Raw genomic sequence first — 13,977 nt, 5'->3', positions numbered from 1 at the left:
TCTCTGTGAGCACAGTGTCCCGGAATATCGCGGCCGACGCAGGGTTATCACGTCGTCCGGGGCCGCTTGAACAGGACAGGAGGCAGACATGATCATAGCGATGATCAGGCTCGTCACGCTCGGTACATTTGCGGCAGTACTGTTGAGCTCGCCGGCCTTTGCCGCCGGCGGCGGCGGTGGTGGCGGCGGGGGCGGCATCAGCTCCACCGATCCCTATGCCGGAGCCTATGCGGATCCGAGGCCGCAGCCGCAGCCAGTCTACCCGAAACGCTGGGGCACCAAGGCGACACACAAAGGCAGGAAGCCGAACAACCAGTCCAGTATCGGCGATCCCGCTTTCGCGGCCGGCTACCGCGTGGCTTATGACACCATCTACGAGCGCAACGACTATGCGACCGCGATCGCGGAATTAAAATCGCTCGGCCATGACGACCATCCGAACGTCGCCAACCTCATCGGCTATTCCTACCGCAAGCTCGGCGACTACGAGCAGTCGCAGGTCTGGTACGAGCGCGCGTTGAAGGCAGATCCGAACCACGTATTGACGTGGCAGTATTACGGGTTGTGGCAGCTCGAGCGGGGTAACCGCGAGCAGGCGCTCTATCATCTCAGCCGGATCGCTGCGATCTGCGGGACGGATTGTGAGGAGTATCGATCGCTGGCCGCGGCACTCGACAAGCCGACCGGCACGGCGCTCGCCTACTGACGTTGGAGCCGGGCCGACCGACGGAAGCTCGCTGTTGATGAACATCGCATGACAGCGATGCCTCCTGGCGCGGATGGTGACAAAGCGCCAGATTTTCAGCATTGTCCCGTTCGGGGGCGCGAACGGGACAATTGAATGCCGCTGTCGCGCGACAGGATCATCGGCCACGACCTCGAACGGTTGGCCTTTCGCTTCACGATGATGCGTGAGGATGAGGTCGTGCATTGCCAGATCAGCGATGCCGCGATGGACGAGCTCGCGGGCATGCAGGGCACCGAGAGCAGCGCGCGCCAGGCGCAGTTCCTATCCCTGCGTGAGACCATCGAGCGGCTCGCGTCGGATATCTATGACGAAGCGCCGCGGGTCCAGGGATATGTGGTGCGGATCTTCATGCGGCATCTGGCAAGATAGCAGGGCATCCGCGCAACTCGCCACGGCTGCGAAAGGATTCATTAAGGGCAGCCTGTAGTTGCAATGGATGGCGGTGACCCGGCGTGAGATGATCTCTCGCGGTAACCCACACCAAAACTCTCACATGACCAGAAGATCAATCCTGCTGCTCGTCGTCGTCGCCCTGCTGGCCGGAAACCTGGCATATGCGAGCCTCTCCGGGCCGAGCGCGTTTGCGCGCGATTTCGATCAGAACATCGCGCGCTTCCCTTTGGCCGCGTCGATTGCCCGCAGCGATCCCGCGCTCAGGGCGGTCTTCCTTCGGGAGACCGAAGAGGCCTTCAACGAGGGCGGATGGTCCGCCGCCAATGGTGCACTCAACATGATCCTGGCGAGCGAGATGGAAGTCTATGCCGACGACGAGCACATCAATGCCCTGGACCGGGCGGAACTGGCGACCCTCCTGAAGCTCGCGAGCAACCCGTTGGCTTGCAAGTCCTATCTGTTGGCCGGTTCCCAGCGCGGTGAGTTTACGGACGCAGCGCAAGAGGTTGCGGATCTTGGTGCGGCACATGGGGCGGCGATCGCAAACGGCTTCGAACGCAGGATGAAGGGTGTTGCCCGGACGCAGGCGAGCGACGCTGAAATCGCAGCGGTCGAAACGCAATTGCGTCTGGGGCCATTCGCGGAGCTCACCCGGCAGGAGCTTGGCGCCCAGTCGAGATACCTCGGCGGCAACGCCGCTCTGATGTGCAGCGCGGCGACCAAGAAGCAGCTCAATCTGCTTTCAATGGACAGTGCCGACTCGGCCTCCGCCTCGCGCAAGCGGAGAGCCGGGAATTACAACATCGATGTCGTCGAGGTTCGCGCGAAGCTATGCCGCGAGCCCGGCAACGGCTTGTCCTGCTCTTAGGCCGGCGCGGCGCCGGGCCGTGGGCCGCGTTACGGCTTGGCGCTTTCGGCGAAATACTTGCGGAAGAACGCAACGACATCTGCGTGAAGCCGTCGGTGGAAATCGACGCGATCGAAATCCGGCGCATCGGTGCAGACGGCGGGCGCCTCCCGGGCGTCCTTTGGGGTGCAGGTCGCGAGGAAGGAAAAATGCCGGGCATTGTCCACGAAATGGTAGTCCGGCTTGATCGGAAGCCTTTGATTGATCGCTGCCGCACAGCATCCGGATAGACCATCGGCATTCTGCGCGGGGTCAGAACTCCACAATTGAACCGGCACTGTTATCGCTTTCAGATTCTCCTCCGGGAAGACGAACACCGGATAGGGATCGATGATGACTGCGGCCTTGACGCGCCTATCATGGGTCGTCGGCTGATCAGGAAGCTCGCCGCTTTCGAGCTGCTTGCACGCCTTCAGGCTGGAGGTCTCGCAATTTGGCAATCCCTTGCGCAGATCGGGATTGCCGCCGATGACGACGAGGCCGGTGTAACCGCCAAACGAAAACCCGTAGAGCCCGATGCGCTGAGGATCGATGCGGGATGCGTCCGGCCACCCGTCCAGCATATAGTCGATGAGCCGGCTCATATCCGTGGGGCGCTCGACGAGAACCGAAAGACTGTCGGTGCGGCTGGTGTCACGCATGGTGTCGCCGGGATGATTGAGCGCCGCCACGACGAACCCGGCATCGGCCAAAGCCGCGGCGGTGTCATGGTGACCGCCGAACCATCCTCGGCGGCCGTGCGACATCACGATGAGTGGAAGCTTTTCTCCGGTGACCGGACATGCGGGCACGGCGAAGAAGGTGGCGCCACGCGCATCCATCTCGCGAGGTGGCTCTGCACACGGAGTCCAGACCAGCAATCGGATTGCCGGTCCCGCCGGACCGGCAGGAATGTCGAAGTTTCTGACCCCGGCGGCTTGCGCCGTCGTTATCCCAAGGACGAGCAGGGCAGCGAAGACGAACGCAGGAAGTTGCATCATTGCTCCTATCGCGCCTGGGCGGTGACGCGCTCGCTCATGCGCCGGCACGACGGTCAGTCCGGCAAGAGATGGGGAGCGCGTGCGGTTCCCATGTGAGGGCGTTCACCCCTCCAGCTTCCGCAGCAACAGCTTCAGCGCGGTGGCAGCAAACACCTGCATGTTCGCAAACCGGTCGTTGTTGCCCGTCTCCAGCGTGATCACCTCCGCCGCAGGGCCAGCGACGGCCATGCAACTGTGCCCGGCGGCGTCGCCGTAGCGGTTGCCGGTGGGGCCGGCGGCGCCGGTTTCGGACAGGCCCCAGTCGCAGCTGAAGCGGCTGCGCATCTGTTCGGCGAGGAGCCTCGCATATGGCTCCGACGAGGAACGAAAGCCCTTCATTCCTTCGTCCGAAATATCCATCAGCTCACGCCTGGCATCGCGGGTGTAGACCACGGCGCCGCCGAGGAAATAGGCGGAGGCGCCGGGCACCGCGAGCAGGCTGGCCGAGATCAGGCCGCCGGTCGAGGATTCAGCCACTGCAATGGTCTGTTTGCGCGCGATTAGTCGGGCCGCAACCTGTTCCGCAATGCCGACGAGCTCTTTCATCCCTTTAACCTCTCAGTCCTCGCAACGGAGCTGTGCCTTCCTAGCATATGACAGCGGCCTTGGCCGAGTTGCGGGCGACGGGCAGGCCTGCTTGAATGGTGCGCAAGACAAAACGTGACGAGGAAACGTGAAGGAGACGTGATGGCGTCCCTGATCGCCGGCGGGGTGGATTGCGACGTGCATCCGGCCGTGCCGCATCTGACCAGCCTGCTGCCGTACCTGAATGACTATTGGCGCGATCAGGTGACGACGCGCGGCATGGTCGACCTTGTCTCGCAATCCTATCCGCAGAACTCGCCGATCGTTGCGCGTCCCGATTGGCGGCCGGAAACCGGCAAGCCCGGCGCAAGCCTGGAGGACATGCAGCGCCATCTGCTCGAACCCTTCCAGCTTAAGCACGCCATCTGCAATCCACTCTACGGCGTGCAGATGGTGTTTTCGGAAGATTTGCAGGCCGCCTTCTGCCGCGCGTTGAACGAGTGGCTGGTGAAGGAATGGCTCGATCGCGATTCACGGCTGCGTGGTTCGATCGTGATCCCCACGCAAAGTGTCGAGAAAGCCGTCGCCGAGATCGAGCGCTGCGCACAGGACCGCCGCTTCGTGCAGGTGCTGATGCTGGTCATGGGCGACACGCCGCTCGGCAAGCGCGCGCTGTGGCCGATCTACGAAGCGGCGGAACGGCTCCAGCTGCCCGTCGGGATTCACGCCGGTTCCGCCTATCACAATCCGCCGACTGCCGTGGGCTGGGGTTCCTATCACATCGAGGATTATGTCGGTCAGGCCCAGGCGTTCCAGACTCAGCTCACCAGTCTGATCGTCGAGGGCGTGTTCGCCAAATATCCGCAGCTGAAAATGGTCATGCTCGAATCCGGCGTCTCCTGGATCTCCCCTTTTCTCTGGCGCCTGCACAAGTTCTGGCGCGGGGTGCGAATGGAGACGCCATGGATCGATCGCGCGCCGCTCGACATTGTGCGCAGCAACATCCGGTTCTCTTTACAGCCATTTGATGCGCCGCCGGAACCTGAGACATTAATTCGCCTGTTTGATCATATGCAGTCCGACGAATTGGTTCTATTCTCCACGGACTATCCGCACTGGCAATTCGACGGCCAGGACGCGCTGCCCGAGGGCCTCACCCCCGATCTCGTGCGCAAGATCATGATCGAAAATCCGCATGCGACCTATCCCCGCCTGACTTAGCCCGCTGCCAAAGGAGGCAAGGCGATGAACGTCCAATTCCGCGAGAGCACCGAAGCCGCTTCCCCACTGACCGTCAAAACCGCAATCGCGGACTGCGACATCCATCCGGCACGCGCCACCCGCACCGAGCTCTATCCTTATCTGGCGAAACGCTGGCAGCATCATCTCGAAGTCTACGGCGTCCATGCCTATCAGGGCATGATGGAAGGCCCGCCCTATCCGAAGGCCCAGCCCAACGCCTCGCGTCGCGACGCCTATCCGCCGGAAGGCGGGCCGCAGGGCTCTTCGTTGTCCTTCATGCGGAAGCAGCTGCTCGATCCCAACAACGTGGAACTCGGCGTGCTCAATCCGCTCAACACCGGGCAGGGCATCCGCAATCACGAGCTTTCGGCGGCGCTGTGCTCGGCGATCAACGACTGGCAGATCGACAAATGGACCAGCAAGGACAAGCGTCTGAAGGCGTCCATTGTCGTCGGCAATGAGGACGGCCTGTCGGCCGCCGCTGAGATCCGCGAGCGCGCCGGCGACAAGAATTTCGTGCAGGTGCTGCTGCTCAGCCGCAATGTCGAGCCGCTCGGCCAGCGCCGTTACTGGCCGATCTATCAGGCCGCGGAAGAGGCAGGGCTTCCCGTCGGCGTGCACGCTTTCGGCTTCGGCGGCAATCCGATCACGCCGTCCGGCTGGCCTTCCTATTACATCGAGGAGATGGTGGGCCACTCGCAGTGTCAGCAATCGGCGCTGGCGAGCCTTGTCTTGGAAGGCGTGTTCGAGCGCTTTCCGAAGCTGAAGATGGTGATGATCGAGGCTGGCTTCGGCTGGGCCCCGTCGCTCGCCTGGCGGCTCGACAAGGTCTGGCACCGGCTGCGCAGCGAAGTGCCGCATGTGAAGCGGCCGCCGTCGGAATATATCCGCGAGCAGGTGTGGTGGACCACGCAGCCGATGGAGGACCCGGAGCGGCGCGAGGATCTGTTCGACGTCATCAAATGGATCGGCTGGGACCGACTGCTGTTCGCGACCGACTATCCGCATTGGGACTATGACGAGCCGTCGCGCGTGCTGCCGGCGGGCGTCAGCGACGCCAACCGCGAAGCGTTCTATCTCGGCAATGCGCGCAAGCTCTATGGGATTGCTTGATGGCGCGGCACGTGATTGCGGCGGTGGATGAGCTTCCGCCGGGCACGCGAAAATTTCTGGAGATCGACGGACGGCCGATCGCGGTCTTCAACATCAAGGGCGAGTATTTCGGCCTGATGAACCGCTGCCCGCATCAGGGCGCCGCGCTGTGCGAGGGCCCGCTGATCGGGCTCGCGCAATCAAAGGATCCCGGCGAGATCGAATACACCAAGCTCGGCGAGATCATCCGCTGCCCCTGGCACGGTTGGGAGTTCGACATCCGCACCGGCCAGTCCTATTGCGACCCCCGCCGCTTCCGCGTGAAGGCCTATCCGGCGCATGTCGAGCCGGGTGCGAGTGTGGTGAAGGGCCCGTATGTCGCCGAGACCATCCCGGTGAAGGTCGAGAGCGATTACGTGGTGGTGGAGCTTTAGGTTGCTGTCATTCCGGGGCGATGCGAAGCATCGAGCTCTGATGCGCAATTGCGCATCGGAGAATCCATCGTGCCGCAAGAATGTTGGGAGAAATGGATTCCGGGTTCGCCTCTTCGAGGCGCCCCGGAATGACCATCAGTGGCTCACCGCCGGCGCCGCTTCACCGGTCGCATCGTACGTCGTCACCGCTTGGCGGCCACCGCGATAGACGATCGATGCGGCAATGATGCCAAGCGCAGCGGCGAACATCAGCCAGAAGCCGGGTGAGGCTTTGTTGCCGGTGTAGTCGATCAGCAAGGTCGAGGCGAATGGCGTGAACGTGCCGAACAGCGCGGCGGCGAGCGCGAAGGCCAGCGAGAAGCAGGTGGTGCGGACATGCGCCGGCACGATCTCGACGAGAGCACCGAGCATGGTGCCGCTGTACATGCCGAAATAGAACGAGAACAACATCTCGACCGCGAGCAGTTTGCCGAAAGTCGGCGCGGCGACCAGCCAGGACAGTGCCGGGTAGGCGGTGACGAGCGCCAGGCCGGCGATGGCGAGCAGTACCGGCTTGCGGCCGATGCGATCGGACAGCGCGCCGCCGACGGGATTCCAGAAGAAGTTGGTCACGGCGACGAGCAGCGTCACGAGCAGTGCGTCCTGCGTCGAGAGCTTCAGCACCGTCTTGCCGAAGGTCGGCGTGTACACGGTGACGAAGTAGAATGTCGTCGTGGTCAGGACCGCGATCATCATGCCGAGGATGACGATGCGCCAGTTGGCGAGCGCGGAGGCGAACACCTCGTTTGCCGTCGGGTGCTTCTTCATGGCGAGGAAGGCCGGCGTTTCCTCGAGCGTCCGCCGCAGCATGAAGATCAGGGGAATGATGAGGCAACCGACGAAGAAGGGAATGCGCCAGCCCCAGGCGGTCACGACGTCCGCCGGCATCACCTCGGACAGGATGAAGCCGAGGATCGAGGCCACGAAGATCGCGACCTGCTGGCTCGACGACTGGAACGAGGTGTAGAAGCCGCGATTGCCGGGCGTGGAGATCTCCGCGAGATAGACCGAGACGCCGCCGAGCTCGACGCCGGCGGAGAAGCCCTGCAGCAGGCGGCCGATCAGCACGATGACGGGCGCCGCGATGCCGATGGTCGCATAGCTCGGGCAGAACGCGATCACGACGGTGCCGATGGCCATGATGCCGAGCGTGACGATCAGGCCCTGGCGGCGGCCGATGCGGTCGATGTAGGCGCCGAGCACGATCGCGCCGACGGGGCGCATCAGCGCGCCGAGCCAGAACACGCCAAAAGTGTTGAGCAGCGAGGCTGTCTCGTTACTGGAGGGAAAGAACGCCTTGCCGATGGCGGCGGCATAGAAGCCGAACAGGAAGAAATCGAACTGCTCGAGAAAATTGCCGGAGGTGGCGCGCAGGATCGCGCCGATGCGCGACTTGATCTCGGGCGGATTGGTTGCTGGTCCAGCCATGACGTTTCTCCCCTGGAAGGCGCGGCCGGACCGGAACTCATTTCACGGCAAGGCATCAGATTGTCGGCTGCGACAATCTGTCCTACCCCTCTCGCGCGGGGCGCGGCGAGTCAATCGATTTCACCGGGGAAGCTGATGATTTTTCACGCTTTATTCTGCGTTGCAGCGATCATCCACTCGCGGAACGCGGCCAGCTTCGGCGCCTCGCGCCGGCCCTCCGGCGCGACCAGGTAGAAGCCGGCATCGGCCGGCAGCGCGATCTTGAAGGGCACCACGAGCCGGCCCTTGGCGATGTCGTCCTGGACGTAGGAGGTTCGCCCCATTGCCACGCCGATGCCGTCGATTGCGGCCTGGATGGTCATGAAGATCATGTCGAAGGTGATGCCGGGCTGCTTGGCGATGTCGCCCGGAAGGCCGGCCGCCGTCAGCCATAGCCGCCAGTCATCGCTGTTGGCATTGGAGGTGTGCAGCAGCGGATAGCCCTTGAGATCCTCAGGCTGGCGCAGCGGCTTGTCGCCGCGCAGCAGCGACGGACTGCACACCGGAAACAGCTCGTCCGCCATCAGCCAGTCGGCGCGCAGGCCCGGCCATTGACCGCGGCCATAGCGAATCGCGGCATCGACATTGTCGCGCTGGAAATCGACGAGGCTGGTCGAGGTGGTGATGCGGACGTCGATGCCGGGGTGCTGCTCCTGGAAATCGGTCAGCCGCGGCAGCAGCCATTTCGCGGCGAGCGATGCCAGCGTCGAGACGGTCAGCACCTTGTCGTCGTCCTTGCGCAGCAGCCGGTCGGTCGCAAGGCGGAGGTCGTTGAAGGCGGCGCGGACGCCCGGCAAATAGTCGCGCGCTTCCGGCGTCAGCGCCAGCGCGCGGTTCTGCCGGACGAACAGGCGGATGCCGAGCTCCTCCTCGAGCCGCCGGATCTGATGGCTGATCGCGGTCTGGGTCACGTTCAGCTCGGACGCGGCCAGCGTGAAGCTGAGATGGCGCGCGGCGGCCTCAAAGGCCCGCAATCCGTTCAGGGAGGGCAATCTGGCAGTCATCTGGCAGCAGGATGCATGACGTTATTTCATGCGAAGGGGTACAAATTGTCGTTTGTCGCAGCGCGGTAGCAAGCAGATATTGGCGGCGATCTTAGCTCAAGGAGCTGAAAATGTCTACTTTGACCCACAATTCGATGACAAATCATCATGCACCCGGCCTCATCCAGCAGATCGGCGAGACGCTTCACGTCTGGCACGAGCGCTACCGGACCCGCCGCGAACTGACCCACTGGACGGCCCGCGATCTCCACGACGTTGGCCTGTCCTGGACCGACATCGCCTACGAGGCTGACAAACCCTTCTGGCGGGCCTGATTGGCCGCCAGGCCGGCGCCGCCTGATCACAGGGGCGCCGGCGGTCCCTCTTTCCGCAAGGGCTCGTGTCATGAGCACTCTTCGCCTGGAAGATCTGAAGCAATATTCGGACGTGCTGCGCACCCGGCAGGGTGAGGCGATCAACGTTCGCTTCGTCGAGCCGCGCGACACCGAGGAGCTCCAGCACTATTTCCGCTCGCTCTCGACCCGCTCCCGCTACAACCGCTTCTTCGGTGCGATCAGCGAATTGCCGAAGGGCCTGCTGAGCGAGTTCCTCGACGTTGGAGCGCGCGAGCGCTTCACCGTTGTTGCGACCAAGATGGTCGACGGCTTCGAGACCATCGTCGCCGAAGCGCGCTACGCCTTCCATCCAGAGACCTCCACACTCGAGTTCGGCCTGTCGGTCGACGACCGCTGGCAGGGCCACGGCATCGCCACCGCGCTGATGAAGAATCTCGAATGCCGCGCGGCAGCTCTTGGTGCCGAGCATATGTTCGGCGACACGCTGCGCTCCAACGAGACCATGATCTCGCTCGCCCGCAAATCCGGTTTCGCTTTCGTCAATCATCCCGACGACTGGAAGCTGGTGCGCTTCAACAAGGAGATCGCCGTCGCACCGAAAGACATTCCCTGCGCGAGCTGGCGCCTCGCCGCCCTTTCCCGTCAGGCCGACAGCCCCTCAGCCTCGGCCTGACACCACTGCGAGCCCGGCCTGGTCATCCAGGGCCGGGCCTTTTTTTGCCTTCGCTTATGCGCCGTCATTGGCGAAGTCGGTCGAGGTCGCGACCGATCGCCATCCCGCCAGCTCCCGCGCAACGAATGCGTTCTTCGCCTCGATCCGCTCCACCGTGTCGCTGCCGAGCGGCAGGCGCAGCGGCGGGTTCTTGGCATCGACCAGCGTCAGGAAGGCCTGCGCCAGCTTGCGCGGATCGCCGCGCTGGCCGTGGTTGAATTCGGCGGCGTGAGCGCGGGTCTTGCCGACGCTCTCGTGATAGTCGTCGATCACCTGCGCGGTGCGCGACAGCGAGGTGTCGTCGAGGAAGTCGGTGCGGAAGAAGCCCGGCTCGACCACGGTGACCTTGATGCCGAGTGGCGCGACTTCGCCGGCCAGCGCTTCGCTTAGACCCTCGACCGCGAACTTGGTCGCGCCATAGACGCCCCACCCGGGATAACCGGTGTAACCGCCGACCGACGAGATGTTGATGACGTGGCCGGAACGCTGGCGGCGCATATGCGGCAGCACCGCGCGGGTGACGCCGAGCAGGCCGAACACATTCGTGCCGAACAGCTTTTGCGTCTCCGCGCCGCTGGCCTCCTCGATCGCGCCGAGCAGGCCGTAGCCGGCATTGTTGACCAGGATATCGATGCGGCCGAACTTTTTAACGGCCTGACCTGCGGCCTCATGCGCCTCGGTCTCACTTGTGACGTCGAGCCGGGTTGCCAGCAGACGCTCGTGGCTGCCGAGCCGCGCCGTGACGGTGGACGGATCGCGCGCGGTCGCGACCACGGCGTCACCTGCCTTCAAGGCGGCTTCGGCGATCAAAGCGCCAAATCCGCGGGATGCTCCTGTGATGAACCAGACACGCATGATGTTGCCCTTTCCAATTTGGTCCGGCGGTGTGCCGAAGCCGACGGGCAAGGTGTAGCGGCTCGCTATAGCTGAGATAATCAGCTATATATTTTGCAAGCTCTTGAGAAAAATTCATCAATGCGGATCGACCCGTCCGACCTCGCGACCTTCCTCGCCATCGCCCGCCACCGCAGTTTTCGCGCGGCGGCGACCGAGCTCGGCGTCACGCCATCGGCGCTGTCCCACGCTTTGCGCAATGTCGAAGAGCGGCTCGGCCTGCGCCTCGTCAACCGCACCACCCGCAGCGTCGCGCTCACCGAGGCCGGCGAGCGGCTGTTTGCCCGCATCACGCCGGCCTTTCGCGACATCGACGACGCGCTCGAGGACCTCAACAATTTCCGCGGCAAGCCCGCCGGCACGCTGCGCTTCACCGCCGCGCGCCAGTCCGCGCAGCTGGTGCTGCTGCCGATCGTGACGCGCTTCTTGAAATCATTCCCCGACGTCAGCGTCGAGATCGTCATCAACGACGCCCTGATCGACATGGTCGCGGCCGGCTTCGATGCCGGCGTGCGTTTCGGCGAGACCATTGCCGCCGACATGATTGCGGTCCCGATCGGCCCGCGGCACCGTTTTGCCGTGGTCGGCACGCCCGGGTTCTTCAAATCGCGCAAGCCGCCCACCACGCCGCGCGACCTGAAAGGCCTGCCCTGCATCCGCTACCGTTTCACCTCAGGCGCGCTCTATCATTGGGAATTCGAGCGCGGCGGCATCGAGCTCGCGATCGACGTCGCGGGACCGCTGACGATGAACGACCAGGATCTGATGGTCGATGCCGCCCTCGACGGCATCGGGCTCGCCTACGTGTTTGAGGCGCAGGTCGAAGCGCTGCTCGCCAAGCGCAAGCTGGTTCGCGTGCTCGCTGACTGGTGCCCGGCCTATCCCGGCTTCTTCCTGTACTACCCAAGCCGCCGCCAATTGCCGGCCGCGTTGCGCGCGTTCGTGGATTTCGCGAGGGCGCCCGCCAAGTAGTGAGCTGCGTAGCCCGGATGGAGCGAAGCGCAATCCGGGATTCGTGCCACGTGCGCCAGCGGCCCCGGATTACGCTCCGCTCCATCCGGGCTACGGACCTACTACGAGGACGGAGGAGCGAACCTTACTCCTCCGCAATCCAGATACCCCGGTCGCTCAAAGCGGTCAGTATGGCCTCGATGTCTTCCGGTTCCAGCCTGGTGGACGGCATCAGTTCGTTCAGTTGATCGAACGTGACATACCCAGTCTTCTCCGCCAGGAGCACGGCTTTCCGCACAATCTCAGACCAATCCATTCAGCCCTCCTGAAAATGGGGTACCTACTCTATGGAATGATCTGATGGTCTTGGCTGCGTAGCCCTACTTCCCCGTGAACACTGCCTTCCGCTTCTCGATGAAGGCTTGCACGGCTTCCTTGTGATCAGCGGTCGTGGTCAGGCGGATCAGCCGTCCGGCTTCGTGGTCGCGAGCGGTCTCGAAATCGAACAGCAGCGCCTCGTCGAGATTGTCCTTCATGTAGCGCAGCGCCTGACGCGGGCCTTCGGCGAGCGACTTGGCCAGCGCAAAGGCCTCGTCTTGCAGCCTGTCGTCGGGCACGACGCGGTTGACGAGGCCGATGGCCTCGGCACGCGCGGCGTCGACGCGATCGCCGGTGAACAGCAGCTCGCGGGCCCGCGCGGTGCCGACCAGCCGGGTGAGCAGCCAGGCGATGCCGTAGTCGCCGGAAAGCGCGATGCGGGCGTAGCCGGTGGCGACGAAGGCCGATTGCGCGGCGATGCGGATGTCGCAGGCCATGGCAATGGCGAGCCCGGCGCCGACCGCGGGACCGGGCAGGGCGGCGATGGTCGGCTTGCGCACCGAGACCAGCGCGCCGGTGAGCAGCCGCTGCCGTTCCTGGAGATCGGCGACCTTGTCGTCAAAGGACATGTCGAGCTTGGCTTGGTCGCGATGCGCGCCCATGCCCTTGACGTTGCCGCCGGCACAGAAGGCCGCGCCCGCGCCGGTGATCAGCAGCGCGCCGACTTCGGGGCTCTCGCCGCAGGTGCGGATCATCGTCCGCAGAGCCGGCGTCAAGGTGTCAGACAGCGCGTTGCGCGCCTCCGGCCGGTTCAGCGTGATCACCGCGACGCGGTCGCGGATGACGCAGAGGAGTTCGTTGGTGCCGGTGTCGATGGTGGTTTCCGTGGTCATTGTTTCCCGCCCTTGTAGGGTGGGCAAAGCGTAGCGTGCCCACCATCTGTTTGTTCATTCACGGCGGTGGGCACGGCGCTATGCGCCTTTGCCCACCCTACGACAGCTCAACTCAAAACTTCTCCACCCACGGCCGCAGCTCCAGCTCCCAGCTCCAGGCGCTACGCGGTTGCTGCAGTACATTCCAATAGCTCTGCGCGATTGCATCAGGATCGAGCATCGAATCCGGCTTGTCGGCGGGTTCGGTCCGCGCCGCGCTGCGGATGCCGCCGTCGATCACGAAATGCGCAATGTGGATGCCCTGCGGCGAGAGCTCGCGCGCCAGGCTCTGCGCCAGCCCGCGCAGCGCGAACTTGCCCATCGCGAATGAGGCCGACTGCGCATAGCCCTTGACGCTGGCGGACGCGCCGGTGAACAGGATCGCGCCGTGCTTGTTCGGCAGCATGCGCTTGGCCGCCTGCTGCGCCACCAGGAAGCCGCCATAGGCGCTGATCGCGATCGCCTGCGCGACATCGGCCGGAACGAGATCGACGAACGGCCCGCGCGTGCGGCCGCTGGCGTTGTAGACGACGAGGTCGGGCGTGCCGATCTCGCGTTCGACCAGGCCGAACAGCCGCTCGACCTCCTCAGGCTCGGTGGCGTTGCAGGCATAGGCCTTGGCGCCGGTCTCGCGACAGAGCGCGCCTAATTTCTCGATCTTGCGCGCGGCCAGCGCGACGCGGATGCCTTGCGCGGACAGCAGACGCGCCAGCGAGGCGCTCAGGCCTTCGCCGGCGCCGACGATGAGGGCGATCTTGTATTTCGGATGTTCCATGGCGTGATCTCTCGGAGACGGGAAGCCGCTGATCTATGCATCCGCCGTGCGGACAACCAGCCGGGTCGATCATAATTCCGCAGAGCGAATTGCTCCTTCACGGCGATCATGCCTCCCTGACAATTTGCGGCTTTATCCGCCTTTGCGACTGGAGCATGATCGACATCATCCCAAGCGGCAAGCGATAAGA

Annotated in this window: 17 protein-coding genes; 9 read left to right on the top strand and 8 right to left on the bottom strand. The window is 64.1% G+C overall.

Going from position 1 to position 13,977, the window contains the following annotated elements:
• Positions 1–88 precede the first annotated feature (88 nt).
• The 3 genes from CT676_RS33655 (at position 89) to CT676_RS33645 (ending at position 2,009) form a co-directional block, all read left to right on the top strand.
• Positions 89–706, top strand: coding sequence for a tetratricopeptide repeat protein (locus tag CT676_RS33655; protein WP_085403452.1), 618 nt, complete (start codon positions 89–91; stop codon positions 704–706).
• A gap of 135 nt (positions 707–841) precedes the next feature.
• The gene (locus CT676_RS33650) at positions 842–1,117 is read left to right on the top strand and encodes a DUF1488 family protein (RefSeq protein ID WP_063980827.1); all 276 of its coding nucleotides are present in this window, start codon (positions 842–844) and stop codon (positions 1,115–1,117) included.
• Positions 1,118–1,184: 67 nt separating this feature from the next.
• The gene (locus CT676_RS33645; RefSeq protein WP_135216240.1) at positions 1,185–2,009 is read left to right on the top strand and encodes a hypothetical protein; all 825 of its coding nucleotides are present in this window, start codon (positions 1,185–1,187) and stop codon (positions 2,007–2,009) included.
• 29 nt (positions 2,010–2,038) lie between these two features.
• Here the strand turns inward: CT676_RS33645 and CT676_RS33640 are convergent, their stop codons facing one another.
• The gene (locus CT676_RS33640) at positions 2,039–2,869 is read right to left on the bottom strand and encodes a dienelactone hydrolase (RefSeq protein WP_343287557.1); all 831 of its coding nucleotides are present in this window, start codon (positions 2,867–2,869) and stop codon (positions 2,039–2,041) included.
• A gap of 261 nt (positions 2,870–3,130) precedes the next feature.
• Positions 3,131–3,613, bottom strand: a complete 483-nt coding sequence (locus tag CT676_RS33635) for a CinA family protein (protein ID WP_085403454.1) — start codon at positions 3,611–3,613, stop codon at positions 3,131–3,133.
• 141 nt (positions 3,614–3,754) lie between these two features.
• On the opposite strand from CT676_RS33635, the gene CT676_RS33630 reads away from it, so the two are divergent.
• Genes CT676_RS33630 through CT676_RS33620 form a run of 3 tightly spaced genes read left to right on the top strand, consistent with a single transcriptional unit; the run spans position 3,755 to position 6,360 of the window.
• The gene (locus tag CT676_RS33630; RefSeq protein WP_167768238.1) at positions 3,755–4,813 is read left to right on the top strand and encodes an amidohydrolase family protein; all 1,059 of its coding nucleotides are present in this window, start codon (positions 3,755–3,757) and stop codon (positions 4,811–4,813) included.
• A 24-nt stretch (positions 4,814–4,837) separates the two neighbouring features.
• The gene (locus CT676_RS33625; RefSeq protein ID WP_085403456.1) at positions 4,838–5,947 is read left to right on the top strand and encodes an amidohydrolase family protein; all 1,110 of its coding nucleotides are present in this window, start codon (positions 4,838–4,840) and stop codon (positions 5,945–5,947) included.
• On the top strand, positions 5,947–6,360 hold the full coding sequence (locus tag CT676_RS33620) for a Rieske (2Fe-2S) protein (protein ID WP_028149261.1): 414 nt from the start codon (positions 5,947–5,949) through the stop codon (positions 6,358–6,360). Before CT676_RS33625 ends, CT676_RS33620 begins: the two co-directional genes overlap by 1 nt.
• Before the next feature lie 135 nt (positions 6,361–6,495).
• On the opposite strand, the gene CT676_RS33615 is transcribed toward CT676_RS33620, so the two are convergent.
• Together CT676_RS33615 and CT676_RS33610 are read right to left on the bottom strand one after the other, a co-directional pair.
• Complete coding sequence (locus CT676_RS33615) at positions 6,496–7,827, bottom strand: MFS transporter (RefSeq protein ID WP_071916835.1); 1,332 nt, start codon at positions 7,825–7,827, stop codon at positions 6,496–6,498.
• Between the two features lie 143 nt (positions 7,828–7,970).
• Positions 7,971–8,870, bottom strand: coding sequence for a transcriptional regulator GcvA (locus tag CT676_RS33610; protein WP_135216238.1), 900 nt, complete (start codon positions 8,868–8,870; stop codon positions 7,971–7,973).
• Positions 8,871–8,980: 110 nt separating this feature from the next.
• Here CT676_RS33610 and CT676_RS33605 point away from each other — a divergent pair, with 110 nt between their 5' ends.
• Together CT676_RS33605 and CT676_RS33600 are read left to right on the top strand one after the other, a co-directional pair.
• Positions 8,981–9,184 (top strand): DUF1127 domain-containing protein, encoded by a 204-nt coding sequence (locus tag CT676_RS33605; RefSeq protein ID WP_063980835.1) that lies wholly within the window; start codon positions 8,981–8,983, stop codon positions 9,182–9,184.
• Positions 9,185–9,254: 70 nt separating this feature from the next.
• Entirely contained in the window at positions 9,255–9,878 is a 624-nt protein-coding gene (locus CT676_RS33600) for a GNAT family N-acetyltransferase (RefSeq protein WP_085403457.1), read from the top strand.
• 54 nt (positions 9,879–9,932) lie between these two features.
• On the opposite strand, the gene CT676_RS33595 is transcribed toward CT676_RS33600, so the two are convergent.
• Positions 9,933–10,772 carry an oxidoreductase gene (locus tag CT676_RS33595; RefSeq protein WP_085403572.1) on the bottom strand — a complete coding sequence of 280 codons (840 nt, stop codon included), beginning with the start codon at positions 10,770–10,772 and terminating at the stop codon, positions 9,933–9,935.
• Between the two features lie 120 nt (positions 10,773–10,892).
• Between CT676_RS33595 and CT676_RS33590 the strand changes: the two genes are divergently transcribed.
• A complete protein-coding gene (locus CT676_RS33590) occupies positions 10,893–11,783 on the top strand; it encodes a LysR family transcriptional regulator (protein WP_085403458.1) in 891 nt (296 codons plus the stop codon).
• 124 nt (positions 11,784–11,907) lie between these two features.
• On the opposite strand, the gene CT676_RS33585 is transcribed toward CT676_RS33590, so the two are convergent.
• The 3 genes from CT676_RS33585 to CT676_RS33575 all read right to left on the bottom strand — a co-directional run bounded on the left by CT676_RS33585 (position 11,908) and on the right by CT676_RS33575 (position 13,787).
• Positions 11,908–12,078: an RNA polymerase sigma factor region1.1 domain-containing protein gene (locus CT676_RS33585; RefSeq protein ID WP_085403459.1), complete on the bottom strand. Its 171-nt coding sequence runs from the start codon at positions 12,076–12,078 to the stop codon at positions 11,908–11,910.
• 64 nt (positions 12,079–12,142) lie between these two features.
• Positions 12,143–12,973, bottom strand: coding sequence for an enoyl-CoA hydratase (locus CT676_RS33580; protein WP_085403460.1), 831 nt, complete (start codon positions 12,971–12,973; stop codon positions 12,143–12,145).
• Between the two features lie 112 nt (positions 12,974–13,085).
• Positions 13,086–13,787, bottom strand: coding sequence for an SDR family NAD(P)-dependent oxidoreductase (locus CT676_RS33575; RefSeq protein WP_085403461.1), 702 nt, complete (start codon positions 13,785–13,787; stop codon positions 13,086–13,088).
• Between the last annotated feature and the right edge of the window lie 190 nt (positions 13,788–13,977).

Origin of the sequence: Bradyrhizobium sp. MOS001, from assembly GCF_004634465.1 — a bacterium.
Classification (GTDB): Bacteria; Pseudomonadota; Alphaproteobacteria; order Rhizobiales; family Xanthobacteraceae; genus Bradyrhizobium; species Bradyrhizobium barranii.
The sequence above is the reverse complement of the archived record's forward strand: the minus strand, read 5'-3'. Positions and strand labels throughout refer to the sequence as shown.

Excerpts from the sequence above, each read along its gene's own strand:
- CT676_RS33655 (WP_085403452.1), top strand. The coding sequence starts at position 89 with ATGATCATAGCGATGATCAGGCTCGTCACGCTCGGTACATTTGCGGCA.
- CT676_RS33605 (WP_063980835.1), top strand. The coding sequence starts at position 8,981 with ATGTCTACTTTGACCCACAATTCGATGACAAATCATCATGCACCCGGC.
- CT676_RS33590 (WP_085403458.1), top strand. The coding sequence starts at position 10,893 with ATGCGGATCGACCCGTCCGACCTCGCGACCTTCCTCGCCATCGCCCGC.
- CT676_RS33650 (WP_063980827.1), top strand. The coding sequence starts at position 842 with ATGCCGCTGTCGCGCGACAGGATCATCGGCCACGACCTCGAACGGTTG.
- CT676_RS33600 (WP_085403457.1), top strand. The coding sequence starts at position 9,255 with ATGAGCACTCTTCGCCTGGAAGATCTGAAGCAATATTCGGACGTGCTG.
- CT676_RS33580 (WP_085403460.1), bottom strand. The coding sequence starts at position 12,973 with ATGACCACGGAAACCACCATCGACACCGGCACCAACGAACTCCTCTGC.
- CT676_RS33640 (WP_343287557.1), bottom strand. The coding sequence starts at position 2,869 with ATGGATGCGCGTGGCGCCACCTTCTTCGCCGTGCCCGCATGTCCGGTC.
- CT676_RS33645 (WP_135216240.1), top strand. The coding sequence starts at position 1,185 with ATGGCGGTGACCCGGCGTGAGATGATCTCTCGCGGTAACCCACACCAA.
- CT676_RS33620 (WP_028149261.1), top strand. The coding sequence starts at position 5,947 with ATGGCGCGGCACGTGATTGCGGCGGTGGATGAGCTTCCGCCGGGCACG.
- CT676_RS33635 (WP_085403454.1), bottom strand. The coding sequence starts at position 3,613 with ATGAAAGAGCTCGTCGGCATTGCGGAACAGGTTGCGGCCCGACTAATC.
- CT676_RS33625 (WP_085403456.1), top strand. The coding sequence starts at position 4,838 with ATGAACGTCCAATTCCGCGAGAGCACCGAAGCCGCTTCCCCACTGACC.
- CT676_RS33610 (WP_135216238.1), bottom strand. The coding sequence starts at position 8,870 with ATGACTGCCAGATTGCCCTCCCTGAACGGATTGCGGGCCTTTGAGGCC.
- CT676_RS33630 (WP_167768238.1), top strand. The coding sequence starts at position 3,755 with ATGGCGTCCCTGATCGCCGGCGGGGTGGATTGCGACGTGCATCCGGCC.
- CT676_RS33595 (WP_085403572.1), bottom strand. The coding sequence starts at position 10,772 with ATGCGTGTCTGGTTCATCACAGGAGCATCCCGCGGATTTGGCGCTTTG.
- CT676_RS33585 (WP_085403459.1), bottom strand. The coding sequence starts at position 12,078 with ATGGATTGGTCTGAGATTGTGCGGAAAGCCGTGCTCCTGGCGGAGAAG.
- CT676_RS33615 (WP_071916835.1), bottom strand. The coding sequence starts at position 7,827 with ATGGCTGGACCAGCAACCAATCCGCCCGAGATCAAGTCGCGCATCGGC.
- CT676_RS33575 (WP_085403461.1), bottom strand. The coding sequence starts at position 13,787 with ATGGAACATCCGAAATACAAGATCGCCCTCATCGTCGGCGCCGGCGAA.